We start from the raw sequence: 24,371 nt of genomic DNA, 5'->3' as shown, positions 1-24,371 counted from the left end.
TTCGGTTTTGTAGTTTCTGAAAAAAATATTAGTGAGATAAATTATGCAAGTTTTTCGAGTAGATTCACCTACTATTCTTCAATCACCTGTTTTTGAAATGTATGGCAGACAAGATGGAGTTATTATTGCTCCACTAGATCTTGTCTTGATACAACTGGATGGTAGTCCAAGTTTTAGACCGCCAACCTCGCCAGGTACACTCAACGGTTTTGCCATTAGGACTCCTGTTGGCGGAAATGTTGGAACAATCCAGAGTTATGACTTTCCCCCTGCAGATCCATTTAATATAAAACCATTTGTAAAAATTGAGCCTGCAGATGGAGTAACTCTAGGTGCAATACCCGATACCAAAGTAGATTCTGCACCACCCATCTCTGTAGGTAGCCCAGTTACATTTCAGGGAACAGTAGGGAGTGTTCCTGGTACCGTTGTGTCAAGTAATATTCTTACTCTCCCCTATCCCAGTTTTAGTAGTCGCGTACAGCACTACCAAATAAATTTTAGCCGCCATATTCTTCCTTCATTACACGGCGGAAGAGTTTTTATAGATTCTTCAAGTACTTTATTAGGAATGCTTATTGCTACACAAAATCTACTAGATGGTACTTGTGATGCAATGGTTTTTCCATCACATCTAATTGGTTAACTCAATAGGAAGTATTTATAAAATGAAATATAAGCTTATTGCATTAACAGTATGCATCAGCATGTTTACAGGATCTGCTGCATTTTCACAAGAAGGTAGTGCTGATTCGTCAGATAATTCTACTTCTGGATTTGATATTAGCAATGCTCCAAGCGCTATTACTGCATCGATTAAAAACGGAATTGTTAACTATGTCAAGAATGCAAAACAAGCAACTATTCAACTGGAGTGGGAACTACTACCACCACCTAATATTTCAAAAACGCCTTTCCCAACAAATGGAAAGGTCATTACCTGTTCAATTAAAAATACAGATCTCAGTGTTTCCGAAAAATGGATAAACTCTTTATCTAAGGAATGTAAGAATGAGCTACAAGAAGCCCTGATGATCGACTTATCAAATCTGAGTAACTTTCACTCAGTTGAAGCATCAGAGAGCCAAAGACTGAATCCAACTGAAAATATTAACGATTCATCTCAAATTAAATTTCTTGAAATATGGAGTAAAGAATTAAAAAAATTTCAAGGTTTCTGGGTGGATGAACAAGGTAAGGGATTTAATCTAGCACTTACATCAATACCAACACCACAATATTTTAGTTTACTGAGAGATCATCTACAATTAACTGCTTTATTAGCTAGTAGTGGAATTACTTATGCCATTGAGGCTGAAGGAGCACAAGGAGATTTCCCCAAATATATATCAGAGGGTATTGAATGGAAAATCAAAGTTTACAAATACAAAATTTCAAAAGATACATCCTACTATCGATTCTCAGCTAAAGCAATTGCTAAACCATTAAAACTGACTTACCCTAACGCAGGTGATACCAAAGAAAAAACAATAACAGTCAATATGCAGTTTACTCCTGGAGAAGGTACCGTCGGCATACTACAGCCAAACCTAACATTCTTGCCACCACAATTTTCTATTGATTTACCACCAAATGTGCAATCCCTTTTAGATAGTACAGCACCTAGTGAATTAGAAACAGCTATATCTTTTTTGGGGGGTTTCAATCCAACAGACAGTAGTAATTTATTCGGAAGCAATACAGAAGCAAGTATCATAACTGGCGGCTTAATTGGGGATGGATTTGTAGAACCTATTTCAGGTGTCAACTTAGAAGTGTTTGACATCGGTCGAGCAAAAGGAGGTGTCATATTTGGTGTAGGTACAATAGGTACAACTCCTCTCTATATTGGTCCTAGCCTTCAATACTCTGTATTAACCTTTTCAGCTGGTGCTAGAATCTCTGAACAAAATGAGAGTACTTCTATTGATCCTGCTGGCTTAATTTCTTTAGATTTATCACAACTTATTGGCGGGAAAAAACAAATTAAGTCTTTGATAGTTGATAATAATGAGACTGGTGGTGACTGGGGAAAAGTGAGTGATGAAATTTCATCAAATCTTGCATTTATAAAATGGAACAATTCTTCTATTAATCCTATTTCTTTGATAATGGAAAAAGATTGTTCACGTCAAGATATTGACAATAAAAATAAAGCACAATTATTTTTTAACACAGATACAGGATATCGATTCGTACCTCGAGGCATTTATAAGTACCAAATGGGTAGTGCTCCAGAGACTGATGGTCCATTTCCTATTTCAGAAGATGCAGAGGTTACTATTTGTGCAAACACAAGCTTTTTGCTACTTGATTTTTGACTAAAAAGTTATTAACTCTTTTGTGAGTATGTTTTATGATTGATAGGATTGTTGAAGTTATTGGTTTCATATTGGCACTGAGCATTGCGTCAGAACGCCTCGTTGAAATTATCAAAGGTATTTTACCTTGGCTTAATGAAGAAAAAAGTACTCCTAAGAAAGAAGGAATTCGAAGATCACTTCTTCAAATACTTGCAGTTTTTTCTGGTGTACTTACAGCCTTCCTTTCAAAAGATACTTTGCCAGTAGATATAGATAATTTGTCTTTTGTTGTGCTTGGACTGTTAGCTAGTGGAGGTTCAGGATTTTGGAATGCGATTCTGACATATCTTTTAGAAGTGAAAAATCTAAAAAAGGCTGAAGCGAAAGCACCACATTCTCTATCGCCTAATCCAGTGCCAGGGAATGCTTTACAACCTGGCACTGGTCTCTTATCAGAATCTATTACTCCATAGCCCTTCTTTCATAAGCGTTAGAGGATTCTTCGTGACTATCGATTAGAAACCCTTGTAGAAAAAGGGCTTTGACCTTGTAGTTCTTTTTAGCCATTACCAATCGCTAATCTTATTGATTAGCAAAGATAGCTGAAAATTCAGAATTTTTGAGAAGACTTAATTGATTAGAGTTCTTCTATTTACAGCATCGATAGTACATTTAGAGTCATACTAAATTCAGATCGGTTACGGCACCAACACTACTAGAAGAGACTAATTTGGCATATTTCGCCAACACCCCTTTGGTATATCGAGGCTGAGGTCGCTGCCACTTCGCCCTTCGCCCTTCTAACTCCTGGTCAGGCACATGCACCTCCAACTTCCGAGCATGGGCATCAATCGTGATCTGATCGCCTTCCTGCACTAGAGCAATCGTGCCACCCACAGCAGCTTCCGGGGCTACATGCCCGACAACCATACCGTAAGTCCCCCCGGAAAAGCGACCATCCGTAATCAATCCCACCGAGTCACCCAAACCTGCCCCAATAATCGCAGACGTGGGCGCTAACATTTCTCGCATTCCAGGTCCACCTTTCGGCCCTTCATAGCGAACCACAATCACATCATTAGGCTGAATTTTGCCTGCCAAAATCGCTGCCAAGCAAGCTTCTTCCGATTCAAACACCCGAGCTGGACCCGTAATTTGGGGATTTTTAATGCCCGTGATTTTGGCAACCGCTCCTTCCGTAGCCAGGTTACCCCGGAGAATCGCGAGGTGGCCTTGTTTATACATGGGATTGTCCCAAGGCCGAATCACATCCTGATCGGGGGAAGGCTTTGATGGCACATCCGCCAACTGTTCAGCAATGGTTTTACCCGTAATGGTCAGAGCATCACCATGGAGAAGACCATGCTCTAACAGCATTTTCATCACCAATGGGATTCCACCGGCTTTATGGAGATCTGTGGCGACATAGCGCCCCGACGGTTTGAGATCGCAAATCACTGGAACTTTGGCCCGGATGGTTTCAAAGTCATCTAGGGTAAGGGGATCTCCAGCGGCACGGGAAATAGCCAACAGGTGGAGAACGGCATTGGTGGATCCGCCGACCGCCATAATCACAGAAATAGCATTTTCAAAGGCTTTGCGGGTTAAGATATCGCGGGGCAGAATTTGCTGGCGGATCGCTTCTACTAAAACAGCAGCAGACTGTTCTGCACTGACAGCTTTTTCTTCATCTTCCGCTGCCATGGTGGAAGAATACATCAAGCTCATGCCCATCGCCTCAAACGCTGAGGACATGGTGTTGGCCGTATACATACCGCCACAGGATCCAGCCCCCGGACAAGCATGTTTCTCCACCGCCGTTAACTCGGCTTCACTAATCCGCCCGGCACTATGCTGGCCAACAGCTTCAAAGGCACTGACAACAGTGAGATCTTGACCATTCAGATGGCCGGGTTTAATGGTTCCGCCGTAAACAAAGATGGCTGGAATATTCATCCGAGCCATGGCAAGCATAGCCCCTGGCATATTTTTATCACAGCCGCCAATGGCGAGTACTCCATCCATGCTTTGGCCCATACAGACCGTCTCAATGGAATCTGCAATCACTTCCCGGGAGACCAAGGAATATTTCATCCCTTCCGTGCCCATGGAAATTCCATCACTAATGGTGATGGTGCCAAACTTTTGGGGCATGGCTCCAGCCGTTCTGATACTGGCCTCTGCCCGTGTAGCCAGAGAGTCGATGCCCATATTGCAAGGGGTAATCGTACTGAAACCATTGGCTAACCCGACAATCGGCTTGGCGAAATCATCATCTCCAAACCCCACAGCCCTTAGCATGGCCCGGTTGGGGGCTCGTTGCACCCCTTGAGTGACGACTTGGCTATTTCGATTGTCAGACATACGACTTCTTTCTATTCACGACGCAAAAGCAAGAGAAGGCTAGGATTACGACCCGTGAGTGGCAGAACTCAGTTTGGAACCAATGGCCTTACTCAACTGTCTATTGTCCCAGAATCGATGACCGAGTGGGAATCTGAACAGCAACTCACTGGCGCTTTTCTCAACGGGTGCTGACTTATCTATTCTCATTCCTCCTTGGGAACGATAGGGCAAGCGCTAACCCCCAATACAGCCAAGACTCACTTTTCTTCCAGCTATGCCGAAAAAGTCATTTTTATTCTCTACAAAAGTGGGATGGCGGGAAGCGGCCAAAGCGATGGGACTCAGCTTGTTGTTGGCCTTTGGTATTCGGTCTTTTGTCGCCGAGGCTCGCTTTATCCCTTCAGGGTCCATGGAGCCAACGCTGCAAATTCACGATCGCTTGATTATCGATAAAGTCACTTACCAATTTAATGCCCCTCAACGGGGAGATATTATTGTTTTCCGTCCACCCCAGGCTTTACGACAGGATACCGATCGACAGGGTGCTCCACTCTCCATGGACACGATTATTAAACGCGTGATTGGCATCCCGGGAGATCAATTAGAGCTTAAAGATGGCGCTGTCTATCGCAATCAGGTCAAGATTCGAGAACAATATGTGGCTCACAAGGCCAAAACATCTGTTCAAGTCTGTCCACCCTCTCTATCTCAATCCTTCCTGGCTTTGCCCCAAGTGGTACCTGCAGACCACTATCTCGTTCTGGGTGATAATCGTCTCAACAGCTACGATGGCCGCTGTTGGGGATTAGTATCTCGTTCAGATTTATTGGGTCGAGCAGTCTTTCGCTATTGGCCGGTTCACCGAATCGGAAATTTAGAGTAGGACGGCTGTGATCAAGCACAAACGCTGACCAGACAGGATTGTGTTATAAATCAACTTACTGGGAAAACTGATTTGTAAGACGTAACCCATCCCTAATCCTTCAAGGCCTGTACCTATCTTTATGACGCAATCCCAACCCCCTGATCTGAAACCAACGGAACAACCAGAAGAATCTTGGTGGGTGGAAGCAGCCAAGACGGTCGGGTTAAGTCTACTTTTGGCATTTGGAATTCGCACTTTTGTCGCAGAAGCCCGCTTTATTCCATCTGGGTCGATGGAACCCACTTTGCAAATTCATGATCGTTTGATCATTGATAAAGTCACCTATCGTTTTCGGGATCCTGAACGGGGTGATGTAGTGGTGTTCAATCCCACCGAATCCTTAAAGCGAGCCAATTTTAAAGAAGCGTTTATTAAACGGGTCGTGGGCGTCCCTGGTGATCAAGTTGAAATCAAAAATGGGGTGGTTTGGGTCAACAATCAGCCCACTAAAGAAAATTACACCGCTGAAGGCGTCACGGTTGGACCTAGCGAAGACCACTGTCGTAACAATTATGTCACTTCAGATGTCGATAGCCAGCCCATTGAACCGCCCGTTCCTATCTTTTTAGAAAAGCCTCAAACGATTCCAGACAAGCATTACCTTGTGTTAGGCGATAACCGAGGCAATAGCTATGATGGCCGCTGTTGGGGATTAGTTGCCCATGCCGATCTAGTAGGACGAGCGGTCTTTCGTTTTCTCCCCTTTGATCGCATTGGCACTTTACCACCCGCGGAAGTGACCATCGGCGAATAGAAATTAAGACACCAGCTGACTATCTTGGCGGAGACGAAATAGCAAGAACTGAGTCGGTTCATTCGGCTCAAAGTTGTTGTCGCTGACCAGGACTAGAGACTGGCTGCCATCGGCTAACTGAGGTCCCCACATCATGCCTTCCAAATTGCTGCCGGGAATTTTGAGCTGCTTCAGATCCAGCAGGGGCTGTTTTTGAATGGGTGTAATACCGGTGAGGTCGCTGGGTAAGGGATCAATTTTGGAGGTATCTCGGGCAAGGGCCGTCGTCATTTGAAAGATTTCAGCACTGAACCCTGTAAATGGACTGTAGGACCGCTCAAGGCTGAGGAAATGTCCGGCACTGTCCACGGTCAACAGTTCGGTCAGGCCGTTTAGCCCTTTGAGTAGATCGGCTGACTTGAGAGGATAAAGGTAGTTGGCTAACAATTGGGGCTGAGGTTCGCCAATCCAATAGTGAAGAAAGCGGTTGTAATGCTGGGTTTCTCCTTCCACCTCGGCATCTGGGTAATCTTGCTGTAAGGGGGCTTCGATGGCTACGAAGATGCGATCGCCTTCTGGATTCAGAGTCAACGCTTCAAAACCGCGATTATCGTCAATGCCGTGGGGCGGTGGGTTAGGATTCTCGTCAGTGGCAGGAATCGGCAAAAATTGCTTGGGCAAGGTGAGCTGTTGTTGCCACTGACCTTTCAGATCAAATTCGATTAGAGCAGGGGGACTCTGTAAACGGGAGACGCCTTCACTGCTCACCCACAACTTGTCTTGAGGGGTCAGGGCGATGCCTTCTGGATCAATTCGATCGGTCTTATAAGGCTGTGCTTCTTCGTTTTGGAAGAAAGTGACATTTTCAATTTCCAGGGTTTTAATCTGGGGGCGATTGGGTTTCTCTTGATCCAATTTCAGATTCAAGGTGTAAAAGCGAGGTTGCGCCCGATCATCGGACAAGGCATAGAAGCGATCGCGATTCCGATCATAGGTAATCGCAGAAATCCCACCGAAACGCGTCCCGTCAAACTCCGTTTCATAGAGCTGATATCCTCCCAAATAATCCATAGATAGATTGAGAAAGATGCGGGCCTCTGCTGTCACTTGGGGCAGATCACAGCCCGTCAGTAACAGTACACAGCACAACAGCGGCAAGCAATACCGCAGTAATTTGGTCACGTCTACACACCTAAGTCCTGGAGCGCGAGGCGAATTTGCTCCATCCGTCGGCGATTAACGCTGAGATCGGACTCTCCAACACGGGAGGCGGAACGCATCTGGATAATATTGTCTTCGGCGGGAAAATAAAATTCACCATCATCGACAAAACCCAACAATCGACTACTGGATTCAAAACGGATGTAATCGTTGGTCTGCTCCACCACTCGGGTGCGAGGCACAACGGTTAATACTTTTAACAGCGTTGCTCGGGCAGTGTCGCGATCACTGCTGTAAGACAGGGGTGCGATCCCATGATCTGCATCTGCGTTTTGGCTGACCACACAATTCGGCGAATCAGGACAGGGGGAGAGCTGACCTTCCTGCACACCCAACTCAGGGGCGTTACCGGCAAACAAGCTCGCAGCTCCAGGCAATGCCCCTAAGGTGGCGGCAGAAGCCGAAGGACTCATGAGAAGGACAATAGAGACCAAGCTTGCCCAAGCTAAGGCAGTCAATCGATGCAGCATATTTTCTAGGATGTTCCTCAAAACTTGAAAAGGGATGAGCCCGTCCTTTAAGACCGCCCATAAGCATTGTAGACAGCCACAAGAAAACAGGGTAGGACGGATCCATTTATTTTGATGGATCTGGGAGGACCGGTGCGCCAGCCTTCTCCCTTAGACAATCTGTAAATTTATTCCCATTTAAATGACCCGCTTGGCGACGCCCTCCCCAATGATAGTTAGCATCAAAACAAGACTGGAAATGCTGTTCAACTGCACCTGTGCATTGACTCTCTTCAGCACAGGCTGCTAGAAATATTTGTCTGACATTTGCCGCCGTATTGAACCGGTTATAAAACTTCCAACCCACAACCAGCCCCACAGCTACGGCAATACCGCCAATAGCGCGAACCCACTTCATACCTTAAAATCCTCACCACAAAATCTTTACATGGCGAGGAAACCCACCACAATCATCATAGCCTCCTTCACTAGGACCCCCCATGCGACTCAATCTCTCTCAAATTCCCATCCGCACTGGCTCCAACTACCCTTCGATTTTTAAGGCTCAAGTGGCGGGTCGCAGTAAACAACGGCTTGGGGATGCAGCCGGTCTCAAAAACTTTGGCGTTAACCTAGTCCGGTTAGCACCAGGCAGTTGTTCTGCACTCCGTCATTGGCATAGCCGACAGGACGAATTGATCTATGTGGTGGAAGGTGAATTGGTTCTGAAAACCAATGCAGGCAAGGAAAATCTGACGGCAGGGATGGCGGCTGGTTTTCCTGCTGGAGAAGCGGATGGCCACCATTTATGCAATGAGTCTGATGCGGATGCAGTGTATCTAGAAATTGGCGATCGCACCCCTGATGATCGGGTGGAATATCCCGATGATGACTTAGTGGCTCAATGGGTTGAGGAAACGTGGCAATTTACCCATAAGGATGGCAGACCTTACCCAAATCAAGACAGTTAAGGACTCGCCAAGAGGTAAACCGCCCCCATCATTCGCATCATGACTACCACCATAGAATGGACTCAAGCTCATGGCGTATGCATCGAAGCAACCGTTCCCTTTAAGGAGCAGGTGGGAGAGCCATGCCCACGTTCAGTCGAAAAAATTGCAATTCGATCCATCATTCTGCATACCGTTGGATTGTGCGTCAATAAAGAAAAACTTAGTTGGCTTGATATTGAAACCTTAGAGCACAGCTAAGCTATATCCATGGGCGGAGAAGGTTGATTTTGTCTCAGGGCTGTCTGAATTAACTGTTGCAGCTCATAGCGAGTAATTTCTTCCCCTTTATCCAAATCACCCATCGTCTCCAAAAAGAGAATGCTATCTACAGGTTCCAACGCTAACAGCTGAAACAATAGCGGAATCACTGGCACTGGCAACGCCACTAAATCCGATGACCGACTGGACCGAGTTGCATCCTGTAAATTGGCAAACCCATAGACCACCGTCTTCTCCAACCCTGGCTTTTGCCGATGCTGCAAGGTCGTTAACTGCCAATTTCCCTGCAAATTTTGCAGAATATAGTACTGCTCAAACTTCAAACGCTGCTCCGCCAACCCTTGCAACAACGGCGCAATAATCCGAATTGCAGCAGGCATCCCACCGTCTTGCGGCGCTTCGTCAATCAGTGCTTGCACCTGGGGCTGCAAATCCATGCTTACAACTTTGTTCCGCACTCAGGACAAAAGTGATTCGTTGAGGTATTTTTAGCCCCGCAGTTACTGCAATAAATCAGCTCCGCTGCCTTTTCTAAGGTTTTGTGATCTGGCAATCCCAACATTTGAGCATTGCTCTTACCCGGTGCCACCATCGGATAGCAGTTTTCATCCCGCGTCACCTGGGCATCTAAAAGATAGGGACCATCGAAGGCCAACATCTCCGCAACCGCACTTTCTAAGTCATCGCGTTCTCGCAGGATGCCACCTTTGACCCCAAATGCCTCCGCCAATTTCTCAAAATTAGGCATCCCCGCTTCCATATTGGAATTAGAATAGCGCTCACCAAAAAAGGCTTGCTGCCACTGACGCACCATACCCTGCCAGAAATTGTTGATGATAACCGTTTTTACCTTGATGCCATACTGGGCCAGCGTTGCCAATTCTTGCAAATTCATCTGGAAGCTGGCATCACCGCTAATACAAATCACCTGATCATTCGGTAAGGCCACCTGCACCCCCATCGCCGCAGGCAAACCATAGCCCATCGTTCCTAAGCCACCACTGGTAGCCCACTGCCGAGGACCATTTTGCAAAAACTGAGCGGCCCACATCTGATGTTGACCGACATCCGTCGTGTAGTAGGCATGGGGGGCCTGCTTACGCAGCTCAAAAATTACTTCTTGTGGCGATAACTTCTCTGCCGGTCTCGGTACAGTTAGAGGATAATCTCGCTGCCAGCGCTCCACTCGCGAGCGCCACTCTTGAGTTTGGGCTGGATCCGCCGGCGAAGACTGTTTTGCCAGCTTCAACAGCTCTACTAAGACAGGCTTAACGCTCCCGACAATCGGAACGGTAGGAGCCCGATTTTTACCCACCTCTGCTGGGTCAATATCGATATGAACCACCTTCGCTCTAGAAGCGAATTCATCCAACTTACCCGTTACCCGATCATCAAAGCGGGCACCCACTGCAATCAGCAAATCGCATTCACTCACGGCAAAATTTGCATAGGCCGTGCCATGCATGCCTAACATGCCAACGGATAATGGGTGCGCCTCATCAAAGGAGCCTTTCCCCATCAGCGTTGTGGTCACCGGAATATGGAACCACTCAGCCAGCTCTTTCAGTTCAGCATGGGCTCCCGACGAAATGGCTCCACCTCCTACATATAAGAGAGGAGATTTAGCCCGTCTGATGAGATCTAGGGCTTGTTTAATCTGGCGAGGATTGCCTTTGACCGTGGGGCGATAGCCCTTCAAGCTGACAGTACCAGGCTGCACAGGCACATAGTCAAATTCTTCATTACCAACATCCTTGGGCACATCAATTAAGACGGGTCCAGGTCGTCCGGTTCCGGCAATATGAAAAGCTTCCGCCACCACCCGAGCCATATCCGCCGGATCACGAACCACATAGGAATGCTTTACCAACGGCAGGGTAATCCCAAAAATATCCGTTTCCTGAAACGCATCACTGCCAATAGCGGGTCGAGGCACCTGTCCCGTAATCACCACCATCGGAATCGAATCCATGTGGGCCGTAGCAATTCCGGTGACTAAATTAGTCGCCCCAGGACCAGAGGTGCCAAAGCAAACGCCCACTTGCCCCGTGGCTCTGGCATAGCCATCAGCAGCATGGGAGGCACCTTGTTCATGGCGGACCAAAATATGTTTTAGATCACCCCGCTGTTCTGCCTTATAAACCTCATCATAAATCGGCAAAATCGCACCACCGGGATAGCCAAAAATATGTTTGACGCCGTGATTTTTCAGACTATCGATTAAAGCAAAAGCTCCGGTCGCACGCACAGGAGAACCTCACATTCAGATCCAATGGCAAAAAGGGTGTTTATCGTCCGTTGAGAAGTGACAATCGGGTAGATCTATATAGTTTAAGCGGAGTGACTTCAACCTGTCGAGAGAAATTGCAGAAGAGTTTACAACCCAACCATCTAGATCACATCCTGGAGCACCTTCCGAGTACTGCGCCAAACCAGGAAACCCGCCACCACAACGGTGATCCCCATAGCAATCAGCACGCGCCGTAGCCCTAAAACGTCTGCCAAAATACCCGCAATAGCCAACGGCACGCTCAAGGCAATATTGACCACATTGTTTTGAAATCCAAACACTTTACCGCGCATATCTGGCGGCGTTTTCACTTGAATCAGGGTTTGCATCGGTACCCCAATCATGGCTGCCCCCATGCCCAGGAACATACTTAAGCTCAGGCTCAAGGCAATACTGAGGTCAATTCCCAACCAATCTTTATGAATAAACGAGAACAATACCAGCACAATGCCCATGCTGAAAAAGCCAAACAGGGGGAGGGGTAAATGATGAAAGCGGTCACCCCATTGACCGAGCACGCCAGCCCCGATGACTAGACCTACTCCAGCCGCCGCCAGCAAAAAGCCAAACTGACTGGGTTTCTCAAAGCCCACTTTTTCAGCCAAGCCGATGGATAAAACCGACAGGGCCGCAAAAACGCAGTACAGCATCGTCAGCTGCACCATGGCATTACTAATCAAACGATTTTTACGCAGGTAAGCAAATCCCAATTTGAGGTCGCTAAAGGGATGCAAGGCCACTGCTTCGTTATGCTTTTTCTCCCGCAAGGGCAGCATAATCCCCAGAACAATGGCTGACAAAACATACAGCCCACCGACCAAAAATTCTCGCCCATTCACACCGCCCCAGTTCTGCGACCAGCTCAGCAACGGATCACCCACAGCAAATCCCACTACTAAAGAACCCATCATCGTCGTCGTAAATAAGGCATTGGCAGGCATCAGATTATTCGGTTTCACCAATACCGGGATAGCCGCTTGTTCAGCTGGAGCAAAGAACTGGGTCAAGATCGACTCCAAGAATGCCACCGTCAACAGGAGCGGAAAGAAGGGCAGGGACTTGGGCAACACAATAATGACTAAGGTCAGCAAGCCCCGCATCAGAGTCGTGGTCCACAAGATCTGCTTCTTAGACCACCGATCCACAAAAATTCCAGCTGCGGACCCAAAGAAAACGGCAGGCAGCGTATTGGCAATCATCACCGATGACCGCATGGAATTCTCAATATTTTCTGGGGGTTGATAGTCTCCCACCAAGGTAATGAGCAGTACAAAAAAAAATTTGTCCGCTAACTGTGAAATAATCTGTCCTGCCCACAGCACCACAAAGGCCCGATTATCCATCAGGGAACGAAATCCACCGTTAGAGGGTTGGGGTTCAGGAGTCTGCATAAATCCGCATCATGATGTCATCGGTTGGAAAGCGAGGAAGTGTACTCATAGACTGCCCAGTCCCAGGGCAAGACACAACTCAAGCAACCGCAATATTGTACTCAAATAGGGGGCTTTGCCGAAATTGGCCTCTCTATATCAACCATAAAGATAGTCCATACATAGCATTAAACCCCTGACAAAGCAGGGGTTGATATCGTTAGGTTGAGAAAAAGCTATGCAGTTTGAAAATCAGCTTGTTTCACGTGGCCATTGCTACTGGGATTACCTTGGCGAGGCTGAATCACTCCATACCCCCCATGATTGCGCTCGTAAATCACATTCAGTTGACCCGTGTCAGCATTTTCAAACACATAAAAATCATGGTCAACCAGATCTAATTGCTCAAGGGCATCATGAACGGACATGGGAGAAATGGCAAAGTACTTACACCGCACCACTTCCTCGGGCAATTCAGGGGCACGATCTCTCGTTAGATCCCCAATAAGTGGCTGCTCTTCTGGAGTTTGGAGAGCAACAGCTTTCGACCGATTAGAGCCTTTGTTTGGCCCTTTCGTTTGCCGCTTCTCTTTATACTTCCGTAGCTGGCGAGCAATTTTATCGGCGACCAGATCAATGCTGGCATATAGGTTTTCTGAACTTTCTTCTGCTCGAATGACAGAACCATTTACAAATAGGGTTACTTCCGCAGTTTGTTTCGTCGTTATTCTAGGATTACGAGCAACCGATAGATGCACATCGATTTCGGTCGTTAAATTCTGATAATGATTGGCAGCCTTCTCTATCTTTTGGTGGACATATTCACGAATGGCATCGGTGATCTCAATATTCTTGCCGTGAATAACAAGCTTCATAGGGTTGCCTCCCCTAATGGTCAGTGTTAACCTCACCCTAACACTTTGTTTTCTGCAAGGGGGTGCTGTTCTACCGTGTCTTCAACTTGCTTTGCATCCCGTGATAATTCTTAAATGCTATCGTCATAGGATTACTCGGAAATACCCTTGATTTCATCTCACCAATCGGTTAAGGATTCGGACTCATCTCTCCCTAAACGTCCCTGTTGGCTGTACCAACTGGGTCTGGTGGACTACCAAAAAGCGTGGGATTGGCAGCGGCAACTGGTGTGTGATCGCATTCACAATCCTCAACTTCCCGATACATTACTCCTGCTAGAGCATCCTCCTGTTTATACCCTGGGGCAGGGTGCCAGTTTAGACTTTCTTAAATTCAATCCCGACCAATCAGACTATGCCCTGCACCGGATTGAGCGGGGCGGAGAAGTCACCTATCACTGTCCGGGTCAGCTCGTCGGCTATCCCATTCTCAATCTCAAGCACCATCAAACGGATTTGCACTGGTATCTACGGCAGCTAGAAGAAGTGATTATCCGCACGTTAAGCATCTATGACTTAAAAGCAGACCGTATTCCTGGACTCACAGGAGTATGGCTAAACAATCGCAAAGTTGCAGCCATCGGTATTAAAGTCAGCCGCTGGATTACCATGCATGGCTTTTCCCTCAATCTCAACCCCGATCTATCTGGCTTTGACCAAATTGTTCCTTGCGGTATCCAGAATCGGGCCGTCGGCAGCTTAGAGCAATTTATTCCCAATCTAGACAGTGCTAAGGTCACCACCACACTGCTGCATCAGTTTTCCCAGGTGTTTGATCTGAATCTAAGACGAGATGGTCCTGCGCCTTTTACCCGTTATCCTTCATCCCTTGATTAAGTCATTACGATAATCCGTCATGATAGAGAAGCAGTGCCCTTCTCCCGCCATGACTTCCTCTGTTGCTTCTACAGACGATCACTTTCTGATTACCTTTGCTCCACTGAACGTAGAGGAGCTATATCATCAAGCCGATCATCCCCATAACGGCGCTGTGGTCGTCATGAGTGGCACTGTTCGTGACCAAACGGACGGTAAAGCAGTGCTCTCCCTCGAATATCAAGCCTACGAACCCATGGCCCTAAAAGTCTTCCAGGGCATTGCTCAAGACATTCGTCAACGCTGGCCCGACGTTAACCAAATTGCCATCCATCACCGCACCGGCCACCTCAAAATTAGCGAGATTAGTGTTCTCGTCGCCGTGGGCTGTCCCCACCGAGCCGAAGCCTTTGCCGCCTGTCAATACGCCATCGACACCCTCAAGCACAATGCCCCGATCTGGAAGAAAGAACACTGGGCCGACGGTTCTAGTAGCTGGGTCAATATTGGGGACTGTGAACAGGAAAACGCTTAGTTTCCCTGCATTTGTTCTTTTAAAGACTCCAATGCAGCCCAACGTCGATCAACGGGTTGCTCAATCTTCTCTGCCTCTTTCAATAAGCCTTCACAGTTTTGATCGCAAAGCTGGCGATGGGGCAATTGCAAACTCAATTGCTGATACAGCCAATCTTCAGGACTAAAGTACCCTCGGGGAGATAATGTTTCTACCGGGTCATCAAGGGTGACTTCAATTTCCAATCCAGGCTCATCTGCCGGGACATCTGCCGATAACCAAATCATCTCTGAGGCATCTACTGTCAGCCGATGATTATATTGCTGCAAACAGCGATCGCAATTCAGAGTCACAATCGTTTTTGCTTGGCTGCTCACCTGAAGATAATTACCCTGGTGCATCAGGGTAACTTGCCCTTGCACTGTCGTTAGGGAAGAAAGTTCAGTTAAAAACTCATCAACATCCAAAACCAGGGTCTGCTTAGGCGCATTTTCAATGTCTGGGATGTAAACCTTGTCCATCGCGGGGCACCTTTCTCCATCCCTTGTCTACTTAATCGTCTAATCGTCCTGAGCATCCTCATGCGCTGCCAGCATCACCACCAAACGGCGATCGGGTTCTTGACCACGGCTGACCGTCTCTAAATCCGACTCATCAAACAAAATCGTATGGACTAACCGCCGTTCCGCTGAATTAATCGGAGGCATCACATATTCTTGCCCGGTTTCTCGAACCGATTGAGCCGCTTTATCTGCGAGCTGCGTCAACTCTTCATAGCGGTTGACGCGAACATCAGACATCTCAATCGTATAGGCCGTTCGGGCTTCTTTATCCTTGCCCAAATTCAAAGTTGAATTAATCAAATATTGAATCGCATCCAGCATGCGGCCATTGTTGCCAATGAGTAAGTCAACTTGCTCTGGGGACAAGCCACTATCATCAATGGTCAACCAGAACCCACCAAAATCTCTAAACTTAGTTTGGGCAATATCCGGCTTATCGATACTGACCGGAGTCTCCACTCCCAAATGGCCTAACAAATTGGACAACCATTCTTGTCCCCGTTGAACATTCGACTCACTCATGGGCGTCAACTCGATGCTTTCTTTTTAGAGTATTCAGGTTCAAAGGGTAGCGCACCCCGCTCACCATCTTCAGCCACCACTTTTGATGCCCGTTCTTCTTTGGCTTTCTTACGCTCTTGTTCATCCACAATTTTTTGTAGATTCTCAGGTAGAGGCTCCTTCGACAAGAAATAGCTTTGAACCGTTTGGAAGATGTTGGCTAGCAGCATATACAACAGCACCCCCGCAGGCAAAGGGAAGAATAAAAACATGCCGGAAAACATCACCGGCATATACTTATTCATTGCTTGCTGCTGCGACCCAGAGTCACCACCGCTTTGTCCTGACAGTAACTGGTTGACGTATAAAGATACGCCAAACCCAATCACCATAAACAAAATATCCCAATGGATGGCATCCGAGTTGAACTGAGCGCCATCATCTGTCGTGGTAAAGATTTCACCCTCAACAGCACCCACACGACCTAAGGCTTTAATAAATAAGAACCCTTTTTCAGCGGCAATTCCAGTCAACGTCCCTTGAATCGTGACATCACCGGGTTGAAGGGCAACAATATGACCGTTGTCATCAATGCTGACCCGATCTTCACCCTTCATCACCTTCCAAGTAGGAACGATATCGTTAGCTTCAGACTCAGGAATAATATCTTGGAGCGGTTTCCCACCAATCGTTTGAAACTGGAAGTCAGTAGATTGACCCACCCCTAACTCTTTACCAGAAGGCACAATACCCACTACAGGGTAGTGGGTTTTCTCCGCCACAAAAATATTCTGTGATTTAGTCGTAAATGGCTCAGGCTGAACTTCCGCAATCTTATCCTGGGGCAGAATTTTTAAGTTCACCGAATAGTTAACGTTGGCGAAGGGCGATCCTCTCAACGTTGCAAACAACGCAAATAGAATCGGCATTTGGATTAACAGCGGAAAACATCCGGCAAGAGGATTACCAAACTCTTTAAATAGCTTGGTTTGCTCCTCTTGCAGCTTCGCTGGATCATCTTTGTAGCGCTCTTGCAGCTCCTTTTGGCGCTTTTGCATCACCGGCTGTGAGACTTTCATTCGCCGCATATTGCGAATTTGGCCTGCACTCACCGGATACAAAACAGAGCGAATCACCAGCGTTAGGGCAACGATGGCCAATCCATAACTAGGTACGATCCCGTAGAAAAAATCCAGGATCGGCAACATAATGTTGTCCGAGATAAATCCAATAAAGTTCATTCGTGTATAGCCGACCTAAGTGCGGAAATTAGCAAAATACTGAGTTGACTGAGCTTTTCACTGTGTCCAGGAAATATAAAAGCTTCTAGCCTTTACAAGCATGATTTTACTGGTAATACATACTGTGGGCAAATAGCCAGCCAATCCCAATACTATTTTAAGATTGAGCACAAACTGAGACAATCTTTTCCATCATACTCATCTGAGCAACAAATGTTGAAATCTGAGCGGATCGCCCAACCCAAATTTTTAAGATGCAGACCCACTCGCAACGGTGGATTTTGCCTGAGATTTTGCTTCCACTCTCTCTTCTATATAGGCAGCAATTTCCCTAAATTTCGGCAAAGATTTCAATTCAATCCGACTGCCATCTTTTAAAATAATCAGCATATCTCCCCAAAAGCCTAATCCTCTGGGAATCACAGATACTTCAGAAATTTCAGAATAGACCAAGTCAGTCCGGCTACGTCCAAACCAGCCCCCATTCACTGTTACACGTCGGCTGGTAATCCGAAACCGTAGCCAAATGGCTCTGACCAATGCACCAATCGTCAGAGGAATAAAAAATATAGTTAAAGCTAAGAAAGAATTTAAGATTAAATCACCAATATGAGGTCCTCCTTCAAAGTAGACCTCCTCCTTAATACCCATTTAGAATCTCCGCGTCTGCAAATAACTTCCTTAATTGTTGCAGAAATTGAAAGTAATCGCACTGAACGGCAGCTGTCCGAACAACGATCACGACATCCCAACCTGGCTGTAATTCAGGCAGAAGCTGGCGACATGCCGCTCTTAACTGCCGCTTAATTCGATTACGAACGACGGCTCGCTTGCTTACTTTTTGGCTAATCGAAAAACCAATTCGTATTGGTTTTTTTTGTGAATTTACACCCGATCGATAGGTTCTTAGTACCAAATATTTTGTGCTTTGGCGTTTACCTTTACGGTACACAACACTAAATTCTCGGTTTTTTTTGAGTCGATGGGAGGTTGCTAACATTTAGCCTGCGTTATGCCCATGGATTCAAAACGTTCAGCAGCCTTCGGCTCACTCACTCTTCGCTATACGGATAAACGCTTACGACCTTTACGTCGGCGAGAGCTAATCACATTTTGGCCACTCTGAGAACGCATCCGGGCTCTAAATCCAGACGTTCTTTTGCGCTTGCGGCAGGTTCCGCCCAAGGTTCGTTTAGTCATAATTTATTCAGTCAAAAGATTTCACAAGGTCAAGGCATTTAGGTCGAGCGTTTGACCCAGAACCCATAGTTTACAATCTTATCACCCACTCTTGCCAGACCGGATGAAACCCCTTACGCTCAATGTTGCTCAGCTTGCTGTCGAGGTAATCCATGGAAACTTCTCTTGAAACTCTTTGGAGCCAAGTTTTAGAGCGCTTGCAGCTTCAGCTCAGCCGCCCCACTTTCGAAACTTGGATTAAAACCGCCAATGCTGAACAGCTAGATGAGAATCGCCTGGTGATTCGCACGCCTAATCCGTTTGCCCGGAATTGGTTGCAGAAATACTATGTCAAAACCATTCGAGATGTCGTCCATGAGATTTTGGGACATCCCGTCGAAATTCAAATTGAAATTGCCCAAGGGGATTCCAACGCTACGATTTCAGCTCCGGAGGTTGCCTCACCACCGCCCACCTCTAGCCCAGTGGAAAATACCAACACTAGCCAACGCCAACAAGCCAGCCTCAATCCTAAATATGTGTTTTCTCGCTATGTGGTCGGCCCCAATAATCGCATGGCCCATGCCGCTTGTTTAGCCGTTGCAGAATCTCCAGGGCGCGAATTTAATCCATTATTTCTCTGTGGCGGTGTTGGATTGGGAAAAACCCACCTAATGCAGGCCATCGGCCATTACCGACTAGAGATTTCGCCGAACTCACGTATTTTCTACATTTCTACGGAACAATTCACCAATGATCTCATTGCCGCCATTCGCAAGGATGGTATGCAAAAGTTTCGCGAACATTACCGAGCTGTAGATGTGATGTTGGTCGATGACATCCAATTTATTGAAGGCAAAGAATATACCCAAGAAGAATTTTTTCATACCTTCAATACCCTGCATGAGGCAGGCAAGCAGGTTGTACTCGCGTCTGACCGTCCACCCAGCCAAATTCCACGGCTACAGGAGCGTCTCTGTTCCCGCTTTTCCATGGGATTGATTGCAGATATTCAGCCCCCTGATTTAGAAACACGGATGGCCATTCTACAAAAGAAAGCAGAATACGAAAATATTCGCCTCCCTAGAGAAGTCATTGAATATATTGCGTCTAGCTATACCTCCAACATTCGAGAACTCGAAGGCGCTCTCATTCGAGCAGTGGCCTATATTTCCATTTCTGGACTGCCCATGAATGTGGAAAATATCGCTCCAGTACTCAATCCACCGACTGCCAAAATATCGGCTTCCCCCGAAAGCATCATTAACGCCGTCGCAGATACCTATGGCATCTCGATTGATGATCTCAAAGGCAATTCTCGACGCCGGGAAATTAGCATGGCCCGCCAAATTGGCATGTATCTTATGCGTCAGCATACTGACCTCAGCCTGCCAAAAATTGGCGAGGAATTCGGTGGCAAAGACCACACCACGGTTATGTATAGCTGTGACAAAGTCTCAGACTTACAAAAGAAAAATCCTGAACTCGCCCAATCTCTACGACAGTTAGGTGACCGGATTAAGCTGGCCAACCAACCCTAAGGGGAAGCCAGCTTGTTATTTATCTCTCCCGAATGGGAAGAGGGCGAAGTGCTGCAATCCAGTGATATTGAACTCTGGTAGTCATTGCTATACCAGAGGAACACTGTGGATATTGTGCAAAACCTGTGGATGATTAGGCGTTCCGAACGACGGGCTGCAAATTTTCTTTAGGAAAGACTATAATTCTTTGAAACCTTTGTTTGGCAATGATTACAGGCAATTATAAACACAATCTTAAATCTTTCATCAAGAATTTTAAACGTCCTATTTACCCCTGTGGAAAACCGCCATTTTTCTGTGGAAAACATGGGTGAAACTTTGTGGAAAACCAAGGGGTCTTGTGGAGAAAAAAATATTAATTCACAACCTGTGGAAAACCCCCCGATCTTTTCCACAGGTTTTCCACAGGTGAGCGATCGGCTAAAGCCTTGTTCTTAATGAGGTTTTCTACTTTTTCCACATTTTCCACAGCCCCTACTATTACTACTATTATTTTAAATTTAAAAAGAGGAGAATATAGATAGACCTGATTTTTGACCAGCATTTCTTGCAACTTTGAGGGACAGGGCAATGATGTTACGATGTTGCTCCCAGAGTTTAGAAAGTGTTGAAGTCCCTAGAAGCCTTATGAAGTTGGTCTGTCAGCAAAGTGATCTAAATTCCAAGCTGTCACTCCTTAGTCGAGTGGTCCCTTCGAATCCTACCCACCCGGTTCTGGCGAATGTTTTATTGACGGCTCAAGCCGAACGCCTCGGTTTGACTGTGTTTGATTTGAGTTTAGGAATTCAAGTTTGGATTGCTGCAGACGTCGAAGAAACTGGCGCTTTAACGTTGCCAGCCCGGTTTCTCAACGATATTGTCTCGCGTTTACCCAACTGCGATATCGAAGTCGAAACTGATGACACAGCTATAACGTTGACCTGCGATTCGGGCCACTACCAAATGCAGGGGTTAGTGGCGGAAGAATTTCCAGAACTGCCGAGTTTAGATGAAATACCTGCCCTAGATCTTCCCATAGACGTGTTTCTTGAGGGTTTGCAGGCCACTTTGTTCGCCGCGAGCACCGATGAAAGCAAACAAATTCTGACGGGGCTGCATCTGAATACTTCAGAGTCAGGGTTTGAATTTGCAACAACGGATGGGCATCGACTTGCGATCGCAAACTTTCCTGACCTCGTCACTCCAGAGCCCATGACCATGACCATACCTGCGAAAGCCTTACGAGAGCTAGAGCGGATGCTGGGAAGAGTCAATGCCGATGTAGCCCTACGATTTGATACCAATCAGGCCATTTTTGAACTGATTGGCGAACAAGGAACGGAGCGCCTGAGCTGTCGATTATTGGAAGGGCAATATCCAGCCTATCCTCAACTCGTACCGAAGCAGTTTGAGCGGCAAGTGACAGTGGAGCGGCAGCTGTTGCTCAGTAGTGTGGAACGGATTGCGGTATTAGCTGCCCGCAAAAATAATATTATTCGTTTAAAGATCGATAGTGCTAAACAGAATGTGGCTCTATCAGCAGAGGCGCCTGAGTTGGGTATGGGAGAGGAACGTTTGCCAGCTCAAATCTCAGGAGAAGATTTAGACATCGCCTTTAATGTGAAATATTTGAGTGATGGCTTAAAGGCACTGGATAGCCAAGAAGTACAACTGCAAATGAATTCGGCGACTATGCCAGCGGTTTTATCGCCTTTGTCGGGTCGTCAAATTACCTATTTGATCATGCCGATTCAAATTCGCAGTTAGCCTAGCCCATAAATTATGGGTATCTTAAGTAATATGGGGAACTATTTAAATTGACCCATGGTCTAAAGTATGAGTGAGTAGACTATTTATATTGCTGACGGATAAACTGAGTTAAGTTTGACGGATAGATTGAAATTTGAAGAGAAGATCTTCTAGAATTTGATCCTCCAATGCATATCAGTCCATCCTTCAGCCAACTGTCTAAAGGGTTATGAGAATGAAAGAAATCGTGATTTTGGTGTTATCCGTGAGCTTGGTGAGTGTCTTTGCCAGCACTGCTAACGCTATGCGTTCATTTCTCACTGTGACAGAAACGGCTGAGCCTGCTTTTGTCGATTCAGAAAACGATTGTGCGTTGACCCCCATCGTCGCTGACCAACCTCCTGAAGATGAAGAACATTGGCCAGGTTGCCGCGATTAATTTCAACAATTACTAATCTAAATTCCTGAATAAAAATATCCCCCCGGAACAGTTGGGTTCCGGGGGGATATTTTTATAGATGCTTACTGGGGATAGGCAATATAGGCATCAGCATTTTGAAAGGTATCAGTGGTTTGAGTTTTCCCCTTGCGGGTTTCCTTGGCAACAATAGAGAAGCCTTTACCGTAAATGCCTGCTACTGAAAAAGAAGAGTCTTCCGTGATAAATCGGGGATTATCGGCATTGGAGACACCACTGCCGACATGGGCTGCGCCAAACAATTCCGTTTTGCCGCCATTGATGGTTTTAATTGTGGTTCCTTCATCTTCGGTTTTGTAGCCGAGAATCCACACCTGGGCGTTATCATTCAGTACTTTGGCGGTAATGTTGGGTTGAGATTGGGTATTACTTTCAAGATTCAGCTGTCGAGCCCAGACATTTTGATTTTTAAAGATAACGGAAGAACCGACACAGTCATTAATAAACACATCTCCAGGCTTTGAGGCTTTAGGGACATAGTGGAATCCCAGTAAGTTGTTCAGTACCAAGGTTCGCTGAGAGGTATGTTCAATGGTTTCTACCTTCTCCAATCGCTCAATGGTGACCGTGGGAGACTGACCCGGACCGACTCGAATCACAGCATTCTTCGCCATTTTGACTTTGGCTTCTGTGCCCATCAACCGCCGGACATTCTTCCGGAGTTCTAGAGGCTGATTGATGGTCCATGTCCCCCTCGGTAAGTAAACGGTCGTGGCTCCAGAATCGATAGCGGCCTGAATCGATGGTGTGTCATCTAGGTCATCATCCGGAAGACCACTGGTACCGAGCAGATGCTTATGGGGACCATCCCACTTACTCAAGTCTTGTTCCCAAGGCATTTCAGGGGTTTCCTTGATCGGCAACCCTAACATTTGGTTGGCGGAGGGAAAGAGGGTGACTGGCCCGCCTTTTCTATTTTCACCAAAGCCATTGGCTAAATAGTGGCTGATGTTGCCGCTGGGTACATTGCCATTGCCACGGCCCCAATTCACGTTACTTTTGACCGCTAGCTTATAGCCTGTGGTCTGGGTCCGGTCAATATACATGGATTTTTGATTGCTGATGGCCGGTTCAGAGGCTGCAGCACCAGAGCCTGTTAAGGTAGAATCCAGCAACACAAAGCCTGCTTCGCCATCGTTGATAATGGCGGGCACAGTATTCTGGCTGCGCACCTGTCGGGCAAACACTTTCTGGGAATTGGTGTTCCACCATCCACAGACGTTTTGGTTGAGCAGAGTAATATTTTCAAAGGTTTGGCTGGCAGTGGGCCAACGGGTTTTGATGCCATAGTCAAAGCCGTTGACGGTGATGGCTTTGACCAATAACGGGCCAATCTCGTCTGTGTAGCTCATATCGAGGCCGATATTGCCTTTTCTATCTTCAGACAGGATGGTTACATTCTGGGCTGTGCCCTGATTACTGGCATTAAATTGAACACCAATACTTTGAGGATGATTACGACCCACATTGATAGTCATATCGCGGATGGCGTTACGAAAGCGCTGAGCGGGGGCAGGGCCAAAATTGAGAATGGCTTTGGTATAGGTAGAGGGCACACTATCCATGAGGCGAAGAATGGTTCCTTGCTGACTTTGCCCTTGGAAGATATTGCGCTTTTGGCTACCTGCTAAGGTCAGCATGTCGCTGATATCGTAGGTGCCGTTGGGAAAGTAAAAGATATGGTTTTTCGTAGGATGAGCTGAAATGGCAGCTTGGATGGCAGCGGTATCATCTTGACCATCGTCCGGAATCGCTCCGAATTGGGTGACATCAATGATGCCTGCATCCCTGGGAAAGACAATGGCTGGCCGATTAATGGGAACGGCCGCTAAGGTCGGGTTGGTGGCTACATGGGGAGGGTTTGGTGGTGCCGATCGATTAGATGCTGCCGGTGTGCAGGCTAAGGAAAGCAGAAAAGATAAGCACATCAAGCCTAAAAACGGTCGAAATCGATGGAAAAAAAAGTTTTTCCCCCATAACCAGATTTTTTGAACCTTAGAGGATGATTGGACAGACATATGGCTCGG

At 46.6% G+C, this 24,371-nt stretch carries 27 protein-coding genes; 12 read left to right on the top strand and 15 right to left on the bottom strand.

Annotated elements, in window-relative coordinates:
• Positions 1–43 precede the first annotated feature (43 nt).
• The 3 genes from ON05_RS17660 to ON05_RS17650 are packed head-to-tail and all read left to right on the top strand — an operon-like array spanning position 44 to position 2,776.
• Entirely contained in the window at positions 44–646 is a 603-nt protein-coding gene (locus ON05_RS17660) for a hypothetical protein (RefSeq protein WP_029314963.1), read from the top strand.
• Positions 647–668: 22 nt separating this feature from the next.
• Positions 669–2,321, top strand: a complete 1,653-nt coding sequence (locus tag ON05_RS17655) for a hypothetical protein (RefSeq protein ID WP_010468752.1) — start codon at positions 669–671, stop codon at positions 2,319–2,321.
• 35 nt (positions 2,322–2,356) lie between these two features.
• Positions 2,357–2,776, top strand: a complete 420-nt coding sequence (locus tag ON05_RS17650; protein ID WP_010468755.1) for a hypothetical protein — start codon at positions 2,357–2,359, stop codon at positions 2,774–2,776.
• A 205-nt stretch (positions 2,777–2,981) separates the two neighbouring features.
• On the opposite strand, the gene ilvD is transcribed toward ON05_RS17650, so the two are convergent.
• The gene (ilvD, locus tag ON05_RS17645) at positions 2,982–4,667 is read right to left on the bottom strand and encodes a dihydroxy-acid dehydratase (RefSeq protein ID WP_010468756.1); all 1,686 of its coding nucleotides are present in this window, start codon (positions 4,665–4,667) and stop codon (positions 2,982–2,984) included.
• A 256-nt stretch (positions 4,668–4,923) separates the two neighbouring features.
• Here ilvD and lepB (ON05_RS17640) point away from each other — a divergent pair, with 256 nt between their 5' ends.
• Complete coding sequence (gene lepB, locus ON05_RS17640) at positions 4,924–5,532, top strand: signal peptidase I (protein ID WP_010468758.1); 609 nt, start codon at positions 4,924–4,926, stop codon at positions 5,530–5,532.
• Between the two features lie 121 nt (positions 5,533–5,653).
• Positions 5,654–6,328 (top strand): signal peptidase I, encoded by a 675-nt coding sequence (lepB, locus tag ON05_RS17635; RefSeq protein WP_010468760.1) that lies wholly within the window; start codon positions 5,654–5,656, stop codon positions 6,326–6,328.
• 3 nt (positions 6,329–6,331) lie between these two features.
• Here the strand turns inward: lepB (ON05_RS17635) and ON05_RS17630 are convergent, their stop codons facing one another.
• The 3 genes from ON05_RS17630 to ON05_RS17620 all read right to left on the bottom strand — a co-directional run bounded on the left by ON05_RS17630 (position 6,332) and on the right by ON05_RS17620 (position 8,395).
• The gene (locus tag ON05_RS17630) at positions 6,332–7,489 is read right to left on the bottom strand and encodes an esterase-like activity of phytase family protein (protein ID WP_010468762.1); all 1,158 of its coding nucleotides are present in this window, start codon (positions 7,487–7,489) and stop codon (positions 6,332–6,334) included.
• A 2-nt stretch (positions 7,490–7,491) separates the two neighbouring features.
• On the bottom strand, positions 7,492–7,998 hold the full coding sequence (locus ON05_RS17625) for a DUF1499 domain-containing protein (RefSeq protein ID WP_010468764.1): 507 nt from the start codon (positions 7,996–7,998) through the stop codon (positions 7,492–7,494).
• Between the two features lie 106 nt (positions 7,999–8,104).
• Entirely contained in the window at positions 8,105–8,395 is a 291-nt protein-coding gene (locus ON05_RS17620) for a hypothetical protein (protein WP_010468766.1), read from the bottom strand.
• 82 nt (positions 8,396–8,477) lie between these two features.
• Between ON05_RS17620 and ON05_RS17615 the strand changes: the two genes are divergently transcribed.
• Both ON05_RS17615 and ON05_RS17610 read left to right on the top strand, forming a co-directional pair.
• Complete coding sequence (locus ON05_RS17615) at positions 8,478–8,948, top strand: cupin domain-containing protein (RefSeq protein ID WP_010468768.1); 471 nt, start codon at positions 8,478–8,480, stop codon at positions 8,946–8,948.
• A gap of 39 nt (positions 8,949–8,987) precedes the next feature.
• The gene (locus ON05_RS17610; RefSeq protein WP_010468771.1) at positions 8,988–9,188 is read left to right on the top strand and encodes a hypothetical protein; all 201 of its coding nucleotides are present in this window, start codon (positions 8,988–8,990) and stop codon (positions 9,186–9,188) included.
• On the opposite strand, the gene ON05_RS17605 is transcribed toward ON05_RS17610, so the two are convergent.
• From ON05_RS17605 to hpf, 4 genes are all read right to left on the bottom strand, one after another.
• A complete protein-coding gene (locus tag ON05_RS17605; RefSeq protein ID WP_010468773.1) occupies positions 9,185–9,646 on the bottom strand; it encodes a hypothetical protein in 462 nt (153 codons plus the stop codon). The two genes, ON05_RS17610 and ON05_RS17605, sit on opposite strands and share 4 nt — an antisense overlap.
• A gap of 2 nt (positions 9,647–9,648) precedes the next feature.
• Positions 9,649–11,457 (bottom strand): biosynthetic-type acetolactate synthase large subunit, encoded by a 1,809-nt coding sequence (ilvB, locus tag ON05_RS17600; RefSeq protein ID WP_010468775.1) that lies wholly within the window; start codon positions 11,455–11,457, stop codon positions 9,649–9,651.
• A 143-nt stretch (positions 11,458–11,600) separates the two neighbouring features.
• Positions 11,601–12,890, bottom strand: coding sequence for an MFS transporter (locus tag ON05_RS17595; RefSeq protein ID WP_010468777.1), 1,290 nt, complete (start codon positions 12,888–12,890; stop codon positions 11,601–11,603).
• A 215-nt stretch (positions 12,891–13,105) separates the two neighbouring features.
• Complete coding sequence (hpf, locus tag ON05_RS17590; protein ID WP_010468779.1) at positions 13,106–13,744, bottom strand: ribosome hibernation-promoting factor, HPF/YfiA family; 639 nt, start codon at positions 13,742–13,744, stop codon at positions 13,106–13,108.
• Positions 13,745–13,891: 147 nt separating this feature from the next.
• Between hpf and lipB the strand changes: the two genes are divergently transcribed.
• The gene (gene lipB / locus ON05_RS17585) at positions 13,892–14,620 is read left to right on the top strand and encodes a lipoyl(octanoyl) transferase LipB (protein WP_010468781.1); all 729 of its coding nucleotides are present in this window, start codon (positions 13,892–13,894) and stop codon (positions 14,618–14,620) included.
• Positions 14,621–14,669: 49 nt separating this feature from the next.
• A complete protein-coding gene (locus tag ON05_RS17580) occupies positions 14,670–15,134 on the top strand; it encodes a molybdenum cofactor biosynthesis protein MoaE (RefSeq protein ID WP_010468783.1) in 465 nt (154 codons plus the stop codon).
• On the opposite strand, the gene ON05_RS17575 is transcribed toward ON05_RS17580, so the two are convergent.
• The 6 genes from ON05_RS17575 to rpmH form a co-directional block, all read right to left on the bottom strand.
• Positions 15,131–15,634: a DUF177 domain-containing protein gene (locus ON05_RS17575; RefSeq protein WP_010468786.1), complete on the bottom strand. Its 504-nt coding sequence runs from the start codon at positions 15,632–15,634 to the stop codon at positions 15,131–15,133. The genes ON05_RS17580 and ON05_RS17575 overlap by 4 nt on opposite strands.
• Before the next feature lie 39 nt (positions 15,635–15,673).
• Positions 15,674–16,198, bottom strand: coding sequence for a R3H domain-containing nucleic acid-binding protein (locus ON05_RS17570; protein ID WP_010468788.1), 525 nt, complete (start codon positions 16,196–16,198; stop codon positions 15,674–15,676).
• Between the two features lie 5 nt (positions 16,199–16,203).
• Positions 16,204–17,418, bottom strand: coding sequence for a membrane protein insertase YidC (gene yidC, locus ON05_RS17565; protein ID WP_010468790.1), 1,215 nt, complete (start codon positions 17,416–17,418; stop codon positions 16,204–16,206).
• Positions 17,419–17,667: 249 nt separating this feature from the next.
• Complete coding sequence (locus ON05_RS17560) at positions 17,668–18,069, bottom strand: PH domain-containing protein (protein ID WP_010468792.1); 402 nt, start codon at positions 18,067–18,069, stop codon at positions 17,668–17,670.
• Positions 18,059–18,418, bottom strand: coding sequence for a ribonuclease P protein component (rnpA, locus tag ON05_RS17555; RefSeq protein WP_010468794.1), 360 nt, complete (start codon positions 18,416–18,418; stop codon positions 18,059–18,061). Before rnpA ends, ON05_RS17560 begins: the two co-directional genes overlap by 11 nt.
• A 62-nt stretch (positions 18,419–18,480) precedes the next feature.
• Positions 18,481–18,618: a 50S ribosomal protein L34 gene (gene rpmH / locus ON05_RS17550; protein ID WP_010468797.1), complete on the bottom strand. Its 138-nt coding sequence runs from the start codon at positions 18,616–18,618 to the stop codon at positions 18,481–18,483.
• Between the two features lie 152 nt (positions 18,619–18,770).
• Here rpmH and dnaA point away from each other — a divergent pair, with 152 nt between their 5' ends.
• The 3 genes from dnaA to ON05_RS17535 all read left to right on the top strand — a co-directional run bounded on the left by dnaA (position 18,771) and on the right by ON05_RS17535 (position 22,305).
• The gene (dnaA, locus tag ON05_RS17545; protein WP_010468799.1) at positions 18,771–20,138 is read left to right on the top strand and encodes a chromosomal replication initiator protein DnaA; all 1,368 of its coding nucleotides are present in this window, start codon (positions 18,771–18,773) and stop codon (positions 20,136–20,138) included.
• A gap of 627 nt (positions 20,139–20,765) precedes the next feature.
• The gene (gene dnaN, locus ON05_RS17540; RefSeq protein ID WP_010468803.1) at positions 20,766–21,884 is read left to right on the top strand and encodes a DNA polymerase III subunit beta; all 1,119 of its coding nucleotides are present in this window, start codon (positions 20,766–20,768) and stop codon (positions 21,882–21,884) included.
• 217 nt (positions 21,885–22,101) lie between these two features.
• The gene (locus ON05_RS17535; protein WP_010468805.1) at positions 22,102–22,305 is read left to right on the top strand and encodes a hypothetical protein; all 204 of its coding nucleotides are present in this window, start codon (positions 22,102–22,104) and stop codon (positions 22,303–22,305) included.
• Positions 22,306–22,388: 83 nt separating this feature from the next.
• Here ON05_RS17535 and ON05_RS17530 read toward each other — a convergent pair whose 3' ends face one another.
• Positions 22,389–24,362, bottom strand: a complete 1,974-nt coding sequence (locus ON05_RS17530) for a glycosyl hydrolase family 28-related protein (RefSeq protein ID WP_010468807.1) — start codon at positions 24,360–24,362, stop codon at positions 22,389–22,391.
• Positions 24,363–24,371 lie beyond the last annotated feature (9 nt).

It is taken from the genome of Acaryochloris sp. CCMEE 5410 (assembly GCF_000238775.2).
GTDB lineage: Bacteria > Cyanobacteriota > Cyanobacteriia > Thermosynechococcales > Thermosynechococcaceae > Acaryochloris.
Note: the sequence above shows the minus strand (reverse complement) of the source record. Positions and strands in the feature narration are given on the sequence as shown.